Source organism: Sporolactobacillus putidus, from assembly GCF_014647035.1.
In the GTDB taxonomy this organism is placed as follows: domain Bacteria; phylum Bacillota; class Bacilli; order Bacillales; family Sporolactobacillaceae; genus Sporolactobacillus; species Sporolactobacillus putidus.
Genome location: NZ_BMOK01000013.1, coordinates 82,814 through 102,413 on the forward strand (window position 1 = coordinate 82,814; position 19,600 = coordinate 102,413).

Genomic DNA, 19,600 nt, shown 5'->3' on the forward strand with positions numbered 1-19,600 from the left:
ATTTACATGTTGTAAAACATTTAATTAAATATAAGGGGCTGAGAAAATGACCGAACATACGGTAGGGATTCTATTATTTAATGAAGTGGAAGTACTGGATTTCGCCGGACCGTTCGAAGTTTTTTCCGTAACCACTCTCCCTGAGACAAATGAAAAGCCTTTCAATGTGATCACCGTTTCGGAAAAAGGGGAAACAATTATAGCGCGAAATGGTTTGAAGATTCAACCTGATTTCGGCTTCGCAGCACACCCCCATCTGGATGTTGTGATTGTTCCAGGAGGTTACGGTGCCGAGCAGATCGAGATCAAGAACCAAAATGTCATCAGCTGGATTCAAAAACAATATTCAGAGGCGGAATTTCTGATGTCTGTTTGTACAGGAGCATTTCTTCTTGCCCGGGCCGGTATTCTTGACGGGCAGCGGGCGACCACACACTGGATGGACCTTGACAGACTCGAACGTGAGTTCCCGAAGGTATCCGTTCAAAGAGGGATAAAATTTGTTGACGAAGGTTCTCTGATGACGTCCGGAGGGATCTCGGCAGGAATGGATCTGTCTTTTCATCTGATTTCAAAGCTTTATGGCCAGGAGATAGCGGCACAGACCGCAAAACGAATGGAATATGATATCCTTTTATAACGAACGATATGGAACAGAATTGAAAAAAGAAAATCAGTTAGATATTGCCAGGACAAAAGAAACCTTCTCCAATCTTTCATGACTATTAGATGATACGGATTCAAAAGGAATTATTAGGTAGTTTTTCCAATAGTAAATAGGAAAAAAAGAAATAGGCTTGTCTTTTTTTCAATATTTTTCGTATAATAGAATAGTAATTTTTGTTTCCTCATGCGTTTTTGATGAGTAGAAAGTCCTATTTAACTGTTTTGGTAAAACATGAGAACGACGTCGATTCTTTTGTTTCTTTCGCTTTGTAGAATAATAGAAAACGATAAACTTTGTCATAAGAAATCCGCTTAGAGAACGATGGCGGACGTACATAAGGCCTGATGGATTGTCGCAATGGGAATTAAGTTTATGGAATTCATTGGCAGTTAAGGAAAGGGAGAGAATGAAAGGTGAAAAAAATACTGATTGTTGATGATTCCAAATTTTCCCAAAAGATAACATCTTCTTTGATCAAGCAATACTTAGATGATGCGGAGTTTGAATTTGCCGGTGACGGCGAAGAAGGTCTTGAAAAATTCAAGGCGGACCATCCGGATTATATCGTTGTTGATTTGCTGATGCCTAAACTTCGCGGGGGAGATTTAATTGAAAAAATCAGACAGTGGGACATTGACGCCAGAATTTTTGTGATCTCGGCAGACGTACAGAAACGTGTGCGGGATGTTATTGAAAAAATGGGTGTCCTGTCTTTTATCAACAAGCCTCTTGATGAAGAGAAGGCGAAAAAGATATGTAACATCATAAGGAATGATGCCCGGTGAGTGATCGAGTGAGCAAAGAAGACGTTCTGAAAGAATTGTTCAATGTCGGCGTCGGACACGCGGCGGCTACGCTGTCCGATATAATCGACAAGAAAATTGTTTTGAATGTTCCTGATCTCAAAGTTCTGGATATTGAACAGGGAAAAAACGAACTGGACAGGTTTCTGAACAACGTGGCTGAAGGAGCGGTCATGGTCTCTTCCATTACTTTCGACAGACAGTTGGAGGGAAAAGTCAGCCTGATATTTCCTGCTGACAAAATGCATCGCTTTATAAACCTGTGCCTTCATGAAGAACATGAACAAATCGGGAATATGGAATTTACCGATGTCGATTTTGATACAGTTAAAGAAATCGGGAATATTGTTTTGAATGCTATCATTGGTGAGCTGAGCAATACGATCAATATACCTGTGGAGTACTCGCTGCCTGAAGTGACTGTCCTGAATGATGCGAGTGCGGAACTTTTTGTCTGCGGATGCGAAAGCAATTTTGTATTGATGCTGTACATCACTTTCGATATTGAGGGCACGGAGATAGAGGGTGCTATTGTTATCAACATGACGCTTAAATCCCTGGAAGATATCGTGCAAACCATTGATAGAATGTTTAATGGAAGATGATTGATATGGATTCTTTTTTGCCAAGTATATTAAGCTGTATAAACGAGGGAATCGTGATCGTGACCGCGGACCTGAAGATTGCTTATTGGAACCCGTTCATGGAGGAACTGACAGGTAGGAGACAGGATGACGTTCTCGGAATGAGTGTGGAAAACGCGCTGCCCAATCTGGATAAACCTTTTTTTCATCATGCTGTGAAAGGAATTCTGGAAGGAGGCAGTCCTGCGTTCTTCTCAGCCGCGATGCACCGCCGAATGATCAGCGAAAATCATCAGGTGAACTTGAAAATGAATCGGGTGATCGACAGGGAGCAAGTTGCTATTTTGCTTGAATTCGTAGATGTGACCAATCAATTTCACCGAATTAACCAGTTGAGGGATTATGTAAAGCAGCTTTCCCGATTAAACAGTGAACTGAAACAAAAAGAGAAGGTTATTGAAAAACTGGCTTATTATGACAAACTGACCGGAGTGGCGAACCGTGCGCTTTTCGAGAAGTTTGCGGACAAATATTTGAACCTGGCAAAACAAACGGGAAGCATGCTCGGCCTGATGTTCGTAGATGTCAATGAATTTAAGTTGATAAATGATACATATGGTCACCATATGGGCGATAAAATCATGATGCGTGTTGCGGCCTTCTTGACAGAATCCACGAGAAAGAACGATATCGTCTGCCGGTACGGAGGCGACGAGTTTCTGATTCTTCTCCCTGATATTCAGAGCTTGGAAAATTACAGGCAAATTGCAGGACAGATTGATGCCCTTAGAAATCGGAAAATTGTTCAGGATGGATACACGATCAGCCTGTCTCTGAGTATCGGAGCAAGCTTTTATCCGAATGATGGCATAACGATCGAAGAACTGGTTGCAAAAGCCGATACGTTCATGTACATACAGAAACACGAGTCCAGAACGGAAATGAAAAAAGATGGTTAAGACTGAAAAAGGATGCTCCGGAAGGCTGTGTCCGCCTAGGGTAAATTAAACCTTCAGCTTAGCTCGCCTTAAATTTAATTGTCTATAAAAGATCAGGCTGATTTTTATTTTCACTGATCTTTTTTTACGGAGTCTCCGGTTTACTGCTTTGCCAAGTTGACAGAAAGCCGCCATCATGGCATTAATAATAAATGCGGATATAATTTTGAGTGAACCGATCAAGTACGTGATTGAAAGAAGTGTCGGATTGATGACAGTGGATTTGAAATGAATAAGATGAATGTATATCAGGATCTTATGCGAATCGTTCAGGATGCGGACCGTGTAAAATATGATGAGATGCTCAGTGCGTATACGTTTACGAAAACGGGCGGAGAAGCCGATGTCCTTGTACTTCCGGAGAGCTATACAGAAGTTCAGGAGATAGTCAGATACACAGCTCGTGAAGGAATTCCCGTTACCGTTCTTGGAAACGGATCAAATGTCATTATTCGTGACGGGGGTATACGGGGTGTGGTGATCAATCTGACCCGTCTGAGCGCGATCCGTCTCGAAGGGGATCATATTGTCGCTCAGAGTGGCGCGGCGATCATAGATGTTTCCCGTTTTGCACTGAAGCACAGTTTGTCCGGGATGGAATTCGCCTGCGGAATCCCGGGGTCGATCGGAGGCGCTCTTTATATGAACGCCGGTGCATACGGCGGCGAGACAGCCGATGTTCTGGATCATGCGCTGGTGGTTGACTGTTCGGGTAAGCTTCTTCAGCTGAATCATCGTGATCTCCAGCTTGGCTACCGAAACAGCGCAATTTCAAGGAACGGCTATATTGCTCTGGAAGGGACATTTGCCCTGACCCCGGGACACGAGCCGGAAATTAAAGCGGAAATGGATCGTCTGACTTATCTCCGCGAGATGAAGCAGCCGCTTGAATATCCCTCCTGCGGGAGCGTATTCAAGCGCCCGCCGGGACATTTTGCCGGGAAGCTGATACAGGATTCCGGTCTTCAGGGAACACGCATCGGCGGCGTGGAGGTTTCGAAAAAGCACGCGGGGTTCATGGTCAACATCGATCATGGGACGGCCACAGACTATATCAACTTGATTCACCACGTTCAGAAAACGGTGAAGGCGAAATTCAATGTCGATCTGGAGACTGAAGTAAAAATTATTGGTGAAAGCAGAAAACTGTAAATGCAGTAAAAAAGCGTTTCTCCCCAATCTTGTGGAGAAGCGCTTTTGTCATTGACGGCAAGCCGCTCATCAATACTTTTTCACTGGATTTGCCGCTTGGAAAACTTATTTTTCTACTCTTTTGCCCATAATCACCAAATCTCTTTCGATGCCGTCCAGCTCCGCAACTTTTGGGAGATGGCCCCATTTTTCAAATCCGAAACGCTGAAATAGATGAAGGCTTGGCGTATTGTGTCCAAAAATAAAGGCCAACAGTGTTTTGATCCTAAAATTTTTGCATTGGCCGATGATCTGACGCATCAGGAATGAGCCAATCCCCTTGCCACGGCAGTCCGGATCAATATAAACACTGATTTCCGCTGTTGCCTGATAAGCAGGGCGGCCATAGAAGGTCTCTAGGCTCAGCCATCCGCAGATTTTCCCGTTAAATTCTGCAACCCAAAGCGGCCGGTGTTCGTTTGCCAGATGTTCCTCAAGCCACGGCTTTCTCTCATCGACACTGATCTCGGACGTATCGGCAGTAACCATTCTTCCCGGGATGGTTGAGTTATAAATCGCCACGATGGCCGGCAAATCTTCTTCAGCAGCATCACGTATTGTTATATTCTCCAGCATTGGAACCACCTGTACTTTCTCAATATGATGAACGGATTCGATGCGGCAGTTCTCCTGTCATTAAGTAAAATCATAAACCGAGAACGCCGCGTCTCCGCTAATACCAGGATCACAAGCTCTGTGCTATCCATGAAAAAAGTGTGTTAATCAGATAACAGATTGACGACGGCGTGTGCATCCGCCGCAAGGATTTTCTGTACATTCTGCTGCATTCCTGTTCCGAGAACGAGCGAGTTGACCTGCTGAACATAATTTTGAAGATAGTAGACAGCCGTCAATATTTTTCCTTGTCCATAAGCGGTCTGTGCCTGATTCAATGCATAGGACAGCGCCGCGGTATCCGGCTCCGACAGATTTTTCGATTCAAATTCAGAAATCAAATGTTGGCGCATGGTGTCAAAGCTGCTGCCGATGCCTGAATAACCGAGCAGCTGATATTCGCCGATTGCAAGCGGTGAAGTTCCGCTTTTGTCTGTAATCTGCAGCTTATAAAATTGATAAGCGTTCGTGTTTTGTATCAAAAATGAACGGGTCATTGACCGCCAGCCGAATGTCTCATTGGAGCGGCTGTCAAGCAAATCCCAGTTGCTTCCATCGTTGGAACCAAACAGGCTCCAGCTCTTCGGATCGCTTGTCGCCTGATTGTCGACGGAAGAAGTCAGTGTGTACATCTTCACCCTGGGATTTTCTGTTTTGAAGCGGGTCACGATCGACGGCTGAGCGCTCAGGAAGATGGCCGCCGTATCAGACTGGTTATCAAGCATGGGATCAACAGAACTATTGTCGCTTGAGGACGTATCTGCCTGCTTGTTGGACGCCGATCCACCGGTCAGATCAGTCAGAGCCATCGGATAGATGGATGATCCGTCGGTCGACAGCGGCGTCAGTGACTTCGGCAGGTCGTTCCCGGAAGTCCCCCAGTTCGATGGTCTGGGTCCCATCTGAAAGGACAGTGTTCCTCCGCCGGCAAGCAGCTGATGCGGGATTGAGGCGGAGGATAAAGGCCGGCCATTGAATGTAACACTTTGAACGTATTTATTCGTGTTGCTGACATTAGGCGCATTAATGACAAGATCATGACCATTGTCGAGGTGAATTGTCATCTGTTTGAAATAGGGCGCGCCAAGCGCATAATCCGAAGTCCCCTTCTGAAGCGGGTAGAAACCCGCCGCGCTGAAGAAATAGAAGCCGGAAAGCATAGCCCTGGTGTCGTCTCCCAGATAACCCTGGCCGATGCTGCCGCCCGAATAGAAATGGTTCATGATATTCCGAACCTTATCCTGAGTCTTCCAGGGAACCCCTGCAAAGGTGTACATATAAGGAATGGAAGGTGACGAGGGGCTGTCAAGTGTAAACATGCCGGAATGCCCGGCAGCGGCTTCCCGCGCCGCGGGATATTTTTCAGCGGCAGCCGGAATCGTTGAAAAAAATTGGTCAAGCTTATTCGAAAGTCCGTTCCGGCCGCCGTACAGGTTGGCCAGCCCCTGGCCGTCCTGGGGTACGTCAAAAGCAAGATTCCAGATATTTGGGTCAGCCTGATCGCTGGCCCAGGATCCCGGATCAGTGGCGCTTTTGTTTTTTTGCCATTGTCCGCCCGCGGTTCTGCCATTAAAGAAGCCGGTGCCGCGGTCAAAGATGTTCAGGTAGTTTTGTGCGCGGCTTAAATAATAGGCGCTGTCATCCGGGTAAGATTGGCCCGGATACTCCTTTGACAAGAAGGAGGCCAGGCTGCCAAACGCGAAATCATTCATGCTGTCGGATAATGTCCAGTTAATGCTTTGTTTCTGGTCCGTATTCGTGTACCCGACAAAGGGCGCAATATTTTGCTGCGGCCGGTTCTGGACACCTGACCCGTCTGAGGAGGCATCCTTCAGCAGCGTTTGATAGAGCAGATCCGGATTCACTCCCGGCACGCCCTTAATATACGCATCACTGAAAGCCATGTCGGCAAAAGAGCCGGAGGACGATTGAGGAAATGTGCCGCCGTTGTTTTCATACTGAAGAAATCCGTTGATCAGCTGCCCGGCTAATTGCGGCTCAAGCAGGACGTAGGCCGGCCAGACGGTCTGGGCACTGTATGCGAAATTACTGTTAACGTAGATTTGTCCTTCTTTCACCGGGGCCCCTGTTTTTTCTGCCGTATTTTTCCCTGCCGGGTGTGCGGAAAGGTCGGCATAACGATAGTCGGGATTCTGGTCTGTTCCTGCATTTTCAAAGCCCGCATTCGGATAGAGAAAAAGACGGTACAGGCTGGAATACAGGGTCGTCCTCTGCCCGCTGTCCGCCCCCTGGACGGAAACTTTTCCAAACACGTTATTCCATGCGTTTTTCGCGTTTTGTTCCACCTGCTCGAACGACATGTTTCCGCCGATCTCCAGATTCAGGTTCGTCTTTGCCTGGTCGATACTGATCAGAGAGTATGCCGCGCGCATGGTGACTGTTTTATTAATCGACGTGTCAAATTTATAAAAGGCCGTGACACGGCCGCGTCCCTGCCCGTACAGACGGCTGGCATCGATCACCGGCTGATCGAAAGATGCGTAAAAGAAGAGACGGTCCGTGTTTCCGGTTGTGCTGTCCTTGACATCGGAGTAGCCTTGTATCGATTTTTGGTCTGGGCTGAGTGTCAGTCCGCCCTGGTTATCGAGATTATCGAAAATCAAATTTCCCGTACTTCCTTTAAAAGTAAAGCGCAGGATGGCGGAGTGACTGGCGGGCGCCATTTCCGCCTTAATGCCGTTCAGAAAAGTCACGCTGTAGTCATAAGGCTTGGCCGTCTCATTGGAACGCTGGAACGCAAGCCCCCGGTTCAGCCTGCTCGCACCCGGAGTTCCGGTAAAATCCGAAGGCATGACTTGAAAAGACTGCCTGTCGCCGCTCTGAAAATTGGGAGAATGGCTCAGAGAAAAGGACTGGATCTCAGGGAGATTCTGCAGGTCGTTATTTTCGCTGTACGGATAGAGATGGTCGGGAGAACTGCTGTCGATGGCGGGAGACCAGAAGGCGAAGCTGTTCGGTACGGCAACTGCCGGAACCGTGTTTCCCCTTGAAAAATCAGGGCTTGAAGCGGTTCCCCTCAGAATATTCACTTCGTCCGCAGGAGATGAAGGAGGCGCATTTTCGGATGCACTTCCGATCCGGATATCGTCAACCGCCCCTTGAAAAGTTACCCCTGACTTTGGTGCGGAATAGGCGATCAGCAGACGGGTAATCGTTTTTCCTGCGGCCACTTTTCCTATGTCCGCAATTTTCTGGTTCCATTGGTTGGCGATCAGCGTCCCGGACTGTCCCTGTGCGGACGGCGTCATCCTGATGCCGTCCCGGTCCATGGCTCGGCTGATTTGGTGAAGATAGGTACCATCCGAAAAGGCCAGATCTATGGAAACATAGCTGGATACTGCGGACGCGGGATCGCTTTTCGGAGCGACCGGCGCGACAAAGTACGAGAGCTGTGTATCGGACTTAACGGGAATGTTAAGTTTGTACAGTTTGTTGAAGGCAAAACTGCCCTTTTTACCGGTGACTTTTCCGGAATAAGTAAGCGCATGGGTGCCCGTCCATCCACCATTATCGGAGGAGGCATAGAGCTCGGCCGGTCCGGTTCCGACTGAGGTGTACATGGTTTTCACGTTTTTCCCATCGCCGTCTAAAGCGACGATGCCTGAGGAAAGGACCTTTCCATTTTTATCGGTCTCCGCTGTATTTGTCCAGGCAGGCATCGGATCGCCTTTTTCAAAAGATGTGAAAAAGGTGGACGAAACTGTCTGCGCTTTAGCTGTCCGACTGAACGGCGCCGGAAAAGACGGGGCGGTCAAGCCAAAACAAAGCAGGCTTGCAACCGTTATCGTGAAAATCTTTGTTCTCATAGAATGAGACACCTCTCCATTACATTAAGTGACACAATGACATCTGCGTTCATAAACCGTCCTGAAATCACGTCGCCCAGGACGGTGACGGTCTGTGGATTTTTAAGCAATCGTTTTTTTAGTTTTTTTCCATAATCATTATAGTGAAAACACATCGACCTGAAAACAGTAGGTCCGTCAATCAAACTTTTCGTTTTCACTTAAGACGTTTGGCGGTGGCTGAAAAAAAGCAAAAAAATATGCGGTGGAAATGCTTGCCGGCATTCCATCGCAAACGAGTAAATGATGGTTTCCTAAATTAAGATCGAACATCTTAACTTAAGGTTAACTGCAACAGAAGGTGTGTTAAAGCTTACTCATTTATCATAGGCATCCTGATGCGAGCATTCAACATTCATGTCATAAAATCTAACACAAAAATTTCATTTTATCAAACAAAACGATGAAAAAACTGCCTGCAGCCGATCTTCTGACACTAGAAATGCAGGTTATTTGGAGAAGGGCACGCTCATCTCGCCGGCACGAACGATTGCCCGATGTACACAATCAATAATGGCTTCTTTGGTTCGATATCCGTTCAGAGTGTCGATGCCTGCCTGCGTAGTTCCGCCCGGTGTGGCTACTGCTTTAAGCAGATCGCCGGCCGCTTTGCCGGAACGGTTCAGAAGTGCAACAGCACCGCTTAGAGTCTGCAGGACAAGCTGAGCAGAGGCTTCCGCGGAAATTCCCTCGCGGATGCCGGCCTCCTGCATCGCCTCGGCAAGATAATAGAGATAGGCGGGTCCGCTCCCTGACAACCCTGCAATCACGTCAATATCCGATTCCCTGACAACAGTTACCGTGCCAACAGTTTCAAACAATTCCGTCGCCAGGTCCATTTGTTCGCGGGAAACGAATTCACCAGCAGCCATTCCTGTGGCCGACAGTCCTATCGAGGCGGATGTGTTCGGCATAACCCGGACCACCGGCAGGCTTTGTCCGGCGACAGAAATAATATATTCTGAAGGAACGCCAACCATCAGTGAAATGATCAGCTGATCCGTTTGAAGATAATCTCTCATAGAGACCAGAGCTTCTTCCGCGCTGCCAGGACGGAACGCAAGAACGACCACTTCGGCCTGCTTCAGTGCAGTCTGCTTGTCCTGAGTCACATTCACGTGATAAGTGCGTTCAAGATATTTAAGACGGTCCATGCTGGAATGATTATTGATCCAGACATGATCGGCACGGATGAAATTCTTGTTCAGAAAGCCCTTCAGCAGGGATTCCGCAAGTTCACCTGCGCCAATAAAAGCAATTTTATTAAGCATCGGTTGATCCTCCCAATAAAGTCAATCGTAATTATTATACCTTACGACTGTTCAGCTGATAAGGGTGATGATCGTAATTTCTGACTTTTCATGTGAATTTTAAACCATGGAACCGGGAAAATCAAAACCGTTCCTTCTCAGAGGCGTATGGCCCCTGTGAGTGATCGGGAAGTGAACGGATCAGGCCGGCCTCTCTTTTCTGCTCCTTTTGGTCGATCTGTCCCCCGGAATAACGTATTGTGGTAAACTTTCGATGGAAGCCGCGAAAGTTTGTAAACACGCGCATCTGTGATGTGTAACGGATCCAGTAGGCGACCAGTGCAAGCACAATGAGCAGCACCTGAGGTGATGAAAGTGTGAAATCCATAATTCCATAAGCGATGATGGTCGGAAGTGAAAAAAGGAACAGATTAACCGAATATCGATTTTTCTTATCGCTTCTCAGACATTGAAACAGCGAGTATCCGCTGAACAACATAATGGCGATAAAGAACAGACCGACTACCACACCCGAAGAGTCAAAAATGGAAAGAAAAAGATCATGTGCGTGCGATACCGTATGACCGGTCAGTTTGAAATATTGACTCGAGAACCCCACAGGCGTCGTGCCAAAAAGAGGCTGTTCGAAAAAAATACGAATACTGTTTTTCCAGATAGACATGCGGTCGCCAAGTGACGAGCTTGTGTTGTCCGAACGGGGCATGAACTTGAAAATGAACGGAGACAGAAGCGCGATGACTCCTGCCACGGCAAAAAACAGACGCTTATCCAGCTTGGCCAGAAAGAGCAGCTGAAGCAGCAGCATAATGATGAACCCCGCACGCGATCCCGTATCATAGATCGCGAGGCCGATTATTGGAAGCAAAGCCAGGCAGAACGCGCCCATTTTATAATTCTTTCGCCTGATGGCGCGCAGCAGTTCCACGAGAAGGAACGCAAGAGCAAGGATGAGCAAATAACACGCATAATTCGGGTTGTAAGCAGACCCATACAGGCGGTTATGTTTGGTGAACCCAAGCAGCAGATGCCCGGTCATCAGTGAGACTCCCTGCCCGAGCAGCGAATGGCTGGAGAAAAAATGAAAAAGTTTGTCGGACAGATAAAGGTAACCTCCGCCGAAAATGGTGATCCAGACGTACTGCCTTATCTGCAGAAATTCATGATGATGCAGATAATAAAGGTAAACCCCCATGTAGGCCAGAATCATCAGCGTCGACAACAGATAAATAATCTGGAAATTAATCAGAGCGGCTCCGACAGAGGCTAACGCCATCAGCATAAATAGGATACTGATTGAATCCCTAGGCAGAGAACGCCTTTTTTTAATCATATCCGTCCACTCCATGACTCCGAGTGCGGCGAGCCATGCCATTCCAAGCGGCGGAAGAACATATAGTAATATAAAGCCGATCATGAGAGGCTGGTTTTTGATGATTTTCATTCCGTTCATCTCATTAATTCCCCCGAAATTGAGACTCATTATACATTCAGTTTCGCTCATTATATCTTATACAGTAAATCCCCGGATAATGGAGATTTGTGTGTAAATTTATACATCTGTTAATTATTTGTAAAGAGGTACGCGCTTTTGCAGATGTTCGGCATCTAATCCGCATTAATAAACAATATCATAAAAATCATGAAAAAGATCATAAACCCCATTTTTTTACAAAGGCCGCACATGAAATGAAAGGGCTGTCAACACGCCGAATAACAGCTATAATAAAGACAAGTTTGCATATTTGCTGGAGGCGATCATGATGAAACTGGCGACGATCGGAACGAGCCGGATTACGGACTCATTTCTCAGAGCTGTTGAAACAAGCGGAAGGCTGACCTTTGAAGGCGCCTATTCGCGGACAGAGGAAAAAGCACGGGCGTTTGCCGAAGCACATCAAGGGAAAAGGTGGTTTACATCGATTGAGCAACTGGCGGAAAGCAGCGATATCGACGTGGTTTATGTGGCTTCTCCGAACGGCCTGCATTTTAAACAGGTCAAAGTTCTTCTCGGCGGAGGCAAACACGTAATTTGTGAAAAACCGATTTTCACGAATGTGAAAGAATTTAACGAAGCATTTGAACTGGCGGAAAAAAATCACGTTTTTCTGTTTGAAGCGATCCGCAATATTCAGACGCCGGTGTTTGCCCGGCTGAAGAAGGAGTTGCCGAGAGCGGGAAAAATCCGCTCCGCTATCCTGCATCTGATCCAGTATTCTTCCAGATACGATCAGTTCCTCGATGGGGAAATCACGAATATTTTCTCTCCTCAATTTGCCGGCGGCGCGCTTGAGGATCTTGGCATTTATCCGCTCTATGTCGCCGTCACGCTATTCGGGGCCCCGGAGGATGCGGCTTATTATCCGGTCAAACTGTCAAACGGTATCGACGGAAGCGGCACGCTTGTTTTGCGGTATGAAGGTTTTGTCTGCACGATCCTTTGTTCGAAGATCGCCCACTCCTGCGCGCCATCGCAGATTCACGGTGAAAAAGGAACATTCAGCATCAACAGCTCATCCGATATCTCCCAGCTTGAGTGGCTGGACGCGCACACAAAAGAAACAGAAACTGTGGCATCGAACCCGTCGGACAACGACAAGTTTTACGAAATCAACCGTTTTGCCGATATCATTGAAAACGGACTCACATCAGATTATCTGTATCTGAAAAATTTGAGCCATGAAGTGCTCAGGATTATGGAAAAAGTACGCAAACAGGGCGGGATCATTTTTCCAAACGACCGGTAAGGATCCGTTATGGAAAATACCGGGAGAATCGAACTTTGGCCGGATCTTCATCTTCATGAAGAGATGGTGCAGAATTCCGGCAGAGGGCGGCGAGATGTACCGGATCGAGGCCAGGAATGTCGGGTTCCGCATACCCTTTGCTGGATTGGGGAAACTAAAGATTATCAATCATAGCGAAGGACTGAAATTATGAAGCAAAAAACGGCCCCTTTTTCTGAAGAAACCTGTTCGGTTTGGCGGGACACGGTGCATTTGCCCTCCTTTAAGCCGCTGAAAGAAGATATACAAACCGAGACGTTGATTGTAGGCGGCGGGATTACTGGGATTATATCCGCCTATTTGCTGGCTAAAGAAGGGATGAAGGTCGCTCTAATCGAGGCGGCACAGCTTTGCAGCGGAACGACCGGTTACACAACGGCTAAGATAACCGCTCAGCATGGCTTGATTTATAATGAACTGATCGGGCATTTTGGCAAGGAGAAAGCGAAACTCTACTATCAGGCCAATCGGGAAGCACTCCATTGGATCGACCAAATCGTTCAGAAACAAGATATCCGCTGCGGCTTTCAGAAGCAGCCGGCCTTAGTTTACGCGGCGTCCGAAAAGGAAGCCGGAGAGATTGAAAAAGAGGCTGAAGCCTATGAAAAACTGGGCATTCCGGGAAGTCTTTCCGATTCAGCGGATCTGCAGCTACAGGTTAAAAAAGCCTTGACTATGCCGGATCAGGCCCAATTTCATCCGCTGATGTTTCTCCACTTTCTGATCTCGGAACTGGTTAAAATGGGCGTTCTGATCTATGAAGAGACGCTTGCAGTTGATATTGAAGAAGAACCGTCCTGTGTCGTCCATACTCAGGAGGGGCCGCGGATTCATTGCCGGGACGTATTGATCTGTTCGCATTTTCCTTTTTATGACAAGGCCTTCTACTTTTCGAGAATGTATCCCGAACGTTCTTATTTGATGGCTGTCGAGACGGAACAACCGATTCCGGAAGGCATGTATCTCAGTGCGGGGGAGCCGAGGCGCTCGATCCGAAGTCTGTCCCTGGGCGGGGAGCCACTCGTGCTCGTTGGCGGTGAGAATCATAAAACCGGCCGTGGAGAGAATACAGCAGTCCATTTTCAGAATCTGGCTGCATTTGCCGATCAGGTTTTCGGCGCGAACAAGATCGTTTTCCATTGGTCGGCTCAGGACTACACGACTCTTGACAAGGTCCCTTATATCGGAAGATTGTCCGCCGGAAAGCGTCATATCTATGTGGCGGCGGGTTTCAGAAAATGGGGCATGACGACGGGGACGCTTGCCGCGAGGCTGCTGGCGGATCAACTTCTGGAACGCAACAATCCGTACAGCGAGGTTTTCAGCCCGTCGCGCTTTGCGGCCGATCCGATGATCAAACGCTTTTTCATTGAAAACAGCAAAGTGGCCGGTCACTTAATCAAAGGAAAGCTGGAAAAAGTCCGGACTTCGATTGAAGATCTGGCGACTGACGAAGGAGCGGTCATCTCTTTCAATGGAAAACGTGCCGGTGCTTACAAGGATAAAAACGGGCGACTGATGATCGTCGATACGACTTGCCCGCATATGGGGTGTGAGGTAAACTGGAACCAGGGCGAGCGGACATGGGACTGCCCGTGCCACGGATCGCGCTTCAAAGCGAACGGAGAACTCATTGACGGTCCGTCGAGAAAGTCCTTGAAACAGCTTTTTGCGGAAAAACATGGGGCAGACGGTGAACATTAGATACGTGTTAAAAGAGGTGTTGTTCGCTTGAGCATTATTGACATCCTTGCGGAAGCGAAGATCCAGGAAGGGCTTAAGTCCGGCGCCTTTGATAATCTGGAGGGGAAAGGCAAACCGCTGAAGCATGAAGACTTATCGGCAGTTCCGGAAGATCTGCACGTGGGCTATAAAATGCTGAAAAACGCGGGATATTTGCCTGAGGAACTGCAGTTGAAAAAAGACATCGTCACTTTGAACGAACTGATCCGCTGCTGCGGGGACGAATCGGAACGGCAGCTTCTCAGCAGTGAACTGCGGATAAAGAGGCTGAAGTTTAATCAGCTGATGGAAAAGAGATCCGTCCGGAAGTCGATGGCGTTCCGGAATTATCGAAATAGAATTTTCAATCGACTGCATATGTAAGAAGAGGGCGGATGAATCAGCCCTCCATAAATTGAGCAGCGGTCCCTGTCTTTCGTAAACCGGGTCCTGATCCGGTTTACCACTTTCGCGAGGAAGAAAAGCCGGAAACGGACGGGCATTTTTCACACAGAACGGTTTCGGCTGGCAAAACAGAAAAAGGACAGGAGCATCCGAGAAAATTGCTCCTGCCCTTTTTTACACTTAAGGGTTAAAGTGTGTAAGGGACCGAGCAGATCGCCGCGTCCTGCGGCATGTTCGGCATTAGGCCTGGCCCCCGCAACTAAGCCTCTGGCTTCGCCTAAAGACTTGCCAATCGGCAAGTTGTCTTTATCAACTAAGTCCCGTATAAATCAGAACCGCGTCGCGCAGTATTTTCGCTCCGCCCGTGCCAAGGCGGCTATCATAGTGTTCCGTAAAGCGAGGATCGTCTACATACATCCGGACAAGTCCGGCGTGAGCTTCTTTTGTGTAGGATGTCCAGAAATAACCAAGCCATTGCCTATGCAGATCCGCCGCGCGTTGAGCCGCTCCGCCGTGAGGATCTCCGGTTTTCATTGCTTTCTCCAGTTCGGAAAACATCTCATCCTGGATTTTGACAGTCTGATCATAGTCTTCCTTGCTCATACTTCCGAACTTTTTATAGAATTCTTCAACCGTTTCTGTTCCGTATTTTTCCCGTATTTCTTTCCCATATTGTTTTTCATTCTGTTCGATGAGCTCTTTCTTAAATCCCTCAAATTTTTCCTGATCAGTCATTGTGATCTCTCCTTTTTCAGCGGACAGCGTTTTTTCGACTGTCGCGATCAGTCGGTTCAGACGCTCCCTCTCTGCCAATAATTTGTGATAATGTTCCGCCAGGGCGGTATCGATATTAAAGCCCGGTGCGGAAAGAATACGGCGGATGTCTTTTAAGCTGAAACCAAGCTCACGATAGAAGAGGATCTGCTGCAGGAGGTCAACCTGTTTCCGGCTGTAGATCCGGTATCCCGAGTCATTGATTTTTTCCGGTTTCAGTAAATCCATCTGATCATAGAAGCGCAGTGTCCGTGCACTGACACCGGCCAGATCGCCGAGCTGTTTCACGGTGTAGTTCATGCAACCCCCCCTGACATTTTTCATTTTATAGCATGACGTTACGTCAAGCTCAAGACTTTTCTATTATTAAATTTTTTTTCTGCTTAAAGCAAGATGTTTGATATTTTTCATGGTGTTCCCTAAAATAATCATTGAAATTAGGAACGCAAATTCACTTCGTTGAGTGGAAAACCCGTTCTTGAAGCTGTCACGGGAGACCGGCGGGTTGACTATGGAAATAATTAAGGAGGATTTTTTCATGGCAAAGAAGGTTGCTGCAGTACTCGCAAATGATTTCGAAGATGTTGAATTCACAGGCCCGGCTGATGCGTACAAAGAAGCCGGCCATACTGTCGTCGTTATCGGGACGGAAAAGGGTGCGACCATTACGGGAAAACACGGAACGAAGGTTACAGCCGATGCGTCAATCGATGATGTGAAACCGGAAGATTTCGATGCATTGTTGATTGCCGGCGGTTACTCACCGGACAACCTGAGAGACGACGACCGTTTTGTTGCTTTCACCAAAGCATTCATGGATGCCGACAAGGGTGTCTTCGCGATTTGCCACGGACCGCAATTGCTGATTACTGCCGAAGCGCTGAAGGATCGCAATGTGACCGGCTACAAATCGATCGCTGTGGATTTGAAAAATGCCGGCGCCAAGTATCATGATGAAGAAGTTGTTGTTTGTCACAATCTGGTGACAAGCCGCACGCCTGACGATATTCCGGCTTTCAATCGCGAAAGCCTGAAAGCTCTCGCTTAAAGATCCGGTATAAATAATAGCACGAAGCCGTTGTTCAGCGAATGAACAGCGGCTTTTTTTCGGAAAAACGATCATTGACAATGAAGGTGCTAACTCATGCAGCCATTTCATTATTCACCCGTAGATTTCATGACGAAGCTCGTTAATGGAAAACTCCTTGTCGCTCTATAATAAAGAAAGTACAATACGGCACAGTAGACAGATTAATGTCCAGTGATCAAACTTTTTATGTGACAGATGGATATTTAAACTATCCGCTAAGTTGCGGGAATATTATTGAAATTGTGTTGGTTATTGTTACAATAGAATTGACAAAAGAATATAATAGCTTTTATATGAGGGGTAAAAACAAATGAATAAGAGTAAAAGAGCGATAAAAGCTATAGAAGCTATAGAAAATACATTAAAAGTATTAGATGTTAATCATCACAAACCATTAATTGATTTATTAAATGACTATAATTATCAATTAAAAACGCAAGTTAATTATGTGCCTATGTTAATTAGTTTAAAAAATAAAATTTCGATGTGTATTTTAGACAATAAATTGAAAGCGCCGCCTAAAGAACTTAACGAATTATTGAGAGCTCTAAATTTATTATTATATACAGATCCAGCTGTACTTTTAAAAAACACAATACTTTAAGATACACCAGTTTTTGTTAATGGTTAGGTTCTGAAATTGATATTTCATTTGAATTAGTTGGCATTATGGATGCCATCAAAAATAAATTGAGTTTACAGTAAAGGAGTTCGTTTATGAAAGCAAGCGAAAGATATTCACGGTATGCTATCTTTTGCCTATTGGCATTATTCTATTATTACCAGCGTTTATTGTTTCTTTTATCCAGCAGGGAAATATTATAGATCGAGCATTCTTTTTTATGGTTTTATTAGGCTACATATTGATAATTATTTCAACAACATCCGAGTATAGAAAAAAATAGTCAAAAGATAGAAAGTGAATCTTTTCATGGCTCGCTTTTTTAATCCTGTTTTAAAGTGACTTTAAGAATATCAATAATAAGAAGCTTATAATGAACAGACGTAAACTGAGCAATACTCAAGAATTGAGAGGAGACACTTTAATTGGCAGAATTTATTGTATCATTAGATTTCTATAAACAAGTATATGAAGATAGTATCAAACGTTTTACTTTGCCAAGTTATCAACAAAAATATTCCCCTCTGCCCATTAAGGCTCTAGAAACAGCTTCACTTAATCCAGATAGATCGCCTATTGTTATTACAGCAGACAAAAAAGCTGTCGGCTTCTTTGTTCTATATGCAGATGACTTTGTTAATAAACATACGGATAATCCAAACGCTTTACTCTTAATGGACCTTTCGGTTAATTATTCAGAACAGGGAAAAGGTTTTGCTGAAAAGGGCTTGTGGCAACTAAAACCATTTATGAGAGGGAACTTCAGTGAATGTAATGAAGTTGTTTTAGGAGTAAATCATAAGAATTTTAAAGCACAGAAATTGTATGAGAAAGTTGGGTTTATCGATACAGGGCGAAAGATCATGGGGGAAAATGGAGAAATATTAATTTTGAGCTTAAGTTTGACCTGAGTAGTGGATAATATTGCGTGGTACGGAGCAACAGTTTAATTCAGAAGGATATCCGAATTGGGCCGAACTTCATCTTAAACTGTCAACAGTTTCTTCACATTATTCGTTTACTGGAACAGCTATTCTTACTGAGTAAAGAGCTTTTGTCCAGTAAAAAACTTTATTGTATAGTAAGGAACTTTTTTTCAATGCACAAAAAAATCAACCGGGAGTAAACCAGAAAAGTGGGATCTCTGCCTGCTCATGCGGTCAGTCAGAGGCGAATAATAGTTGTGCATAGGGTGATTTTTATTACCTCGGGTCAAAGTATGTATGAATCATAGCTTGTATTCTCTGACTTTTTTTCTGTTCAATGTCTTGAGGAACATCTTTGCAATCTTCATGTTGCTCCTCTCATTCAGCTGCAGCCGCTGCTGCGCTGTCTGATTGAAATGTTCATGCGGTCTTGTCGGCCATTCGCCGCATACATCGATTTCTTCCACTTCTTTTTTGGATAGAAGTACCGCAACCGTCTGACAGAGTTCATCCATTGAAAGATTTCCCTGATCCCAGTTTGTCTTTGTAAAATGTGGAGAGAGAATATCTTTGTCGATACTGATTTGAATGGTTTCGGTCGGAATGACGGCATCGATCTGTTCTTCTGACGGAATGCCATTTTCCGGGAAAATGATCACTTTTCGTCTGATCGGTGGAGGAAAGGAACGGGCGGAGAGGGGATTCGGTCCGATCATAATCACTCTTTTCAGGAGGGGAACACTAGTGAGCGCATGGTAGACCCATGAACCACATGACAGAAACGATCCGATCTGTCCTCTGTTCAGATCGGTGTGGTGATCAAATAAAACCAGAGTGAACGGACGTGTGATCTCATGCATCAGAGCCAGGGCGGCATAGTGATAGTTTCCGCTGCCGAGAAACGTCAGCCCTTTATTGGGAATAAGACCGAGTTTGCTGCTGATGATCCGGAACGCGCGGGGAGAGCAGTAAAGACTTGTTCCCCGCAAATTGCTGAAATCAATCCATTTATGATGAACAGATGCGGTCAGCTTTTTCTGCTGTTCGTAAGATCCGTCAAAATTTAAAAATGTGATTCCATCATGCAGCAAGGTCATGACGTTCACCTCTTGTCCAATTCAGGCCTGCAGATTTCCATAATAGTAATAAAATGAATCGTTTACATTTCTTATTTTAACGCTTTTCAGAAAAATAGCAAAGCTGCACTTTTACGCCGTATGTGTCAAGCTTTTTTCGGAACCTCTGATCTGAGAAGAACGATCTTATTCTAAAAATGTACACCT

General features: G+C 45.9%; 17 protein-coding genes. 11 read left to right on the forward strand and 6 right to left on the reverse strand.

Features of this window, described 5'->3' with window-relative positions; all coding sequences use genetic code 11:
* Window positions 1-46 precede the first annotated feature (46 nt).
* The 5 genes from IEX81_RS13350 (at window position 47) to murB (ending at window position 4,204) form a co-directional block, all read left to right on the forward strand.
* Window positions 47-640, forward strand: coding sequence for a DJ-1/PfpI family protein (locus IEX81_RS13350; protein WP_188804150.1), 594 nt, complete (start codon window positions 47-49; stop codon window positions 638-640).
* A gap of 440 nt (window positions 641-1,080) precedes the next feature.
* Complete coding sequence (locus tag IEX81_RS13355; RefSeq protein WP_188804152.1) at window positions 1,081-1,452, forward strand: response regulator; 372 nt, start codon at window positions 1,081-1,083, stop codon at window positions 1,450-1,452.
* Window positions 1,449-2,075, forward strand: a complete 627-nt coding sequence (locus IEX81_RS13360) for a chemotaxis protein CheC (protein WP_188804154.1) — start codon at window positions 1,449-1,451, stop codon at window positions 2,073-2,075. The genes IEX81_RS13355 and IEX81_RS13360 overlap by 4 nt, the downstream gene beginning before the upstream one ends.
* Window positions 2,076-2,080: 5 nt before the next feature.
* Window positions 2,081-3,013, forward strand: a complete 933-nt coding sequence (locus tag IEX81_RS13365; RefSeq protein ID WP_229727620.1) for a GGDEF domain-containing protein — start codon at window positions 2,081-2,083, stop codon at window positions 3,011-3,013.
* Between the two features lie 267 nt (window positions 3,014-3,280).
* Window positions 3,281-4,204 (forward strand): UDP-N-acetylmuramate dehydrogenase, encoded by a 924-nt coding sequence (murB, locus tag IEX81_RS13370; protein ID WP_188804158.1) that lies wholly within the window; start codon window positions 3,281-3,283, stop codon window positions 4,202-4,204.
* Between the two features lie 105 nt (window positions 4,205-4,309).
* Here the strand turns inward: murB and IEX81_RS13375 are convergent, their stop codons facing one another.
* The 4 genes from IEX81_RS13375 to IEX81_RS13390 all read right to left on the reverse strand — a co-directional run bounded on the left by IEX81_RS13375 (window position 4,310) and on the right by IEX81_RS13390 (window position 11,445).
* Window positions 4,310-4,819 (reverse strand): GNAT family N-acetyltransferase, encoded by a 510-nt coding sequence (locus IEX81_RS13375; protein WP_188804160.1) that lies wholly within the window; start codon window positions 4,817-4,819, stop codon window positions 4,310-4,312.
* Between the two features lie 143 nt (window positions 4,820-4,962).
* Complete coding sequence (locus IEX81_RS13380; protein WP_188804162.1) at window positions 4,963-8,685, reverse strand: GH92 family glycosyl hydrolase; 3,723 nt, start codon at window positions 8,683-8,685, stop codon at window positions 4,963-4,965.
* A 488-nt stretch (window positions 8,686-9,173) separates the two neighbouring features.
* The gene (gene proC, locus IEX81_RS13385) at window positions 9,174-9,995 is read right to left on the reverse strand and encodes a pyrroline-5-carboxylate reductase (protein ID WP_188804164.1); all 822 of its coding nucleotides are present in this window, start codon (window positions 9,993-9,995) and stop codon (window positions 9,174-9,176) included.
* A gap of 121 nt (window positions 9,996-10,116) precedes the next feature.
* Entirely contained in the window at window positions 10,117-11,445 is a 1,329-nt protein-coding gene (locus IEX81_RS13390) for an O-antigen ligase family protein (RefSeq protein ID WP_188804167.1), read from the reverse strand.
* Window positions 11,446-11,755: 310 nt separating this feature from the next.
* Between IEX81_RS13390 and IEX81_RS13395 the strand changes: the two genes are divergently transcribed.
* The 3 genes from IEX81_RS13395 to IEX81_RS13405 all read left to right on the forward strand — a co-directional run bounded on the left by IEX81_RS13395 (window position 11,756) and on the right by IEX81_RS13405 (window position 14,884).
* Complete coding sequence (locus IEX81_RS13395; RefSeq protein WP_188804169.1) at window positions 11,756-12,739, forward strand: Gfo/Idh/MocA family protein; 984 nt, start codon at window positions 11,756-11,758, stop codon at window positions 12,737-12,739.
* A 189-nt stretch (window positions 12,740-12,928) separates the two neighbouring features.
* Window positions 12,929-14,482, forward strand: a complete 1,554-nt coding sequence (locus IEX81_RS13400; protein ID WP_188804171.1) for an FAD-dependent oxidoreductase — start codon at window positions 12,929-12,931, stop codon at window positions 14,480-14,482.
* A 27-nt stretch (window positions 14,483-14,509) separates the two neighbouring features.
* A complete protein-coding gene (locus IEX81_RS13405; protein WP_188804173.1) occupies window positions 14,510-14,884 on the forward strand; it encodes a DnaJ family domain-containing protein in 375 nt (124 codons plus the stop codon).
* Window positions 14,885-15,214: 330 nt separating this feature from the next.
* Here IEX81_RS13405 and IEX81_RS13410 read toward each other — a convergent pair whose 3' ends face one another.
* A complete protein-coding gene (locus IEX81_RS13410) occupies window positions 15,215-15,979 on the reverse strand; it encodes a MerR family transcriptional regulator (RefSeq protein WP_188804175.1) in 765 nt (254 codons plus the stop codon).
* Window positions 15,980-16,217: 238 nt separating this feature from the next.
* On the opposite strand from IEX81_RS13410, the gene IEX81_RS13415 reads away from it, so the two are divergent.
* The 3 genes from IEX81_RS13415 (at window position 16,218) to IEX81_RS13425 (ending at window position 18,302) form a co-directional block, all read left to right on the forward strand.
* Window positions 16,218-16,727 carry a type 1 glutamine amidotransferase domain-containing protein gene (locus IEX81_RS13415; protein WP_188804177.1) on the forward strand — a complete coding sequence of 170 codons (510 nt, stop codon included), beginning with the start codon at window positions 16,218-16,220 and terminating at the stop codon, window positions 16,725-16,727.
* Between the two features lie 352 nt (window positions 16,728-17,079).
* Entirely contained in the window at window positions 17,080-17,373 is a 294-nt protein-coding gene (locus tag IEX81_RS13420; RefSeq protein ID WP_188804179.1) for a bacteriocin immunity protein, read from the forward strand.
* 443 nt (window positions 17,374-17,816) lie between these two features.
* Window positions 17,817-18,302, forward strand: a complete 486-nt coding sequence (locus IEX81_RS13425; RefSeq protein ID WP_188804181.1) for a GNAT family N-acetyltransferase — start codon at window positions 17,817-17,819, stop codon at window positions 18,300-18,302.
* Between the two features lie 317 nt (window positions 18,303-18,619).
* Here the strand turns inward: IEX81_RS13425 and IEX81_RS13430 are convergent, their stop codons facing one another.
* Window positions 18,620-19,414, reverse strand: a complete 795-nt coding sequence (locus tag IEX81_RS13430) for an arginase family protein (protein WP_188804183.1) — start codon at window positions 19,412-19,414, stop codon at window positions 18,620-18,622.
* Window positions 19,415-19,600: the final 186 nt, after the last annotated feature.

What these genes read in the sequence shown, in the direction of transcription:
- murB (WP_188804158.1), top strand. Translation starts at nt 3,281, where the DNA reads ATGAATAAGATGAATGTATATCAGGATCTTATGCGAATCGTTCAGGAT.
- IEX81_RS13410 (WP_188804175.1), bottom strand. Translation starts at nt 15,979, where the DNA reads ATGAACTACACCGTGAAACAGCTCGGCGATCTGGCCGGTGTCAGTGCA.
- IEX81_RS13375 (WP_188804160.1), bottom strand. Translation starts at nt 4,819, where the DNA reads ATGCTGGAGAATATAACAATACGTGATGCTGCTGAAGAAGATTTGCCG.
- IEX81_RS13350 (WP_188804150.1), top strand. Translation starts at nt 47, where the DNA reads ATGACCGAACATACGGTAGGGATTCTATTATTTAATGAAGTGGAAGTA.
- IEX81_RS13430 (WP_188804183.1), bottom strand. Translation starts at nt 19,414, where the DNA reads ATGACCTTGCTGCATGATGGAATCACATTTTTAAATTTTGACGGATCT.
- proC (WP_188804164.1), bottom strand. Translation starts at nt 9,995, where the DNA reads ATGCTTAATAAAATTGCTTTTATTGGCGCAGGTGAACTTGCGGAATCC.
- IEX81_RS13400 (WP_188804171.1), top strand. Translation starts at nt 12,929, where the DNA reads ATGAAGCAAAAAACGGCCCCTTTTTCTGAAGAAACCTGTTCGGTTTGG.
- IEX81_RS13390 (WP_188804167.1), bottom strand. Translation starts at nt 11,445, where the DNA reads ATGAACGGAATGAAAATCATCAAAAACCAGCCTCTCATGATCGGCTTT.
- IEX81_RS13420 (WP_188804179.1), top strand. Translation starts at nt 17,080, where the DNA reads ATGAATAAGAGTAAAAGAGCGATAAAAGCTATAGAAGCTATAGAAAAT.
- IEX81_RS13415 (WP_188804177.1), top strand. Translation starts at nt 16,218, where the DNA reads ATGGCAAAGAAGGTTGCTGCAGTACTCGCAAATGATTTCGAAGATGTT.
- IEX81_RS13380 (WP_188804162.1), bottom strand. Translation starts at nt 8,685, where the DNA reads ATGAGAACAAAGATTTTCACGATAACGGTTGCAAGCCTGCTTTGTTTT.
- IEX81_RS13395 (WP_188804169.1), top strand. Translation starts at nt 11,756, where the DNA reads ATGAAACTGGCGACGATCGGAACGAGCCGGATTACGGACTCATTTCTC.
- IEX81_RS13365 (WP_229727620.1), top strand. Translation starts at nt 2,081, where the DNA reads ATGGATTCTTTTTTGCCAAGTATATTAAGCTGTATAAACGAGGGAATC.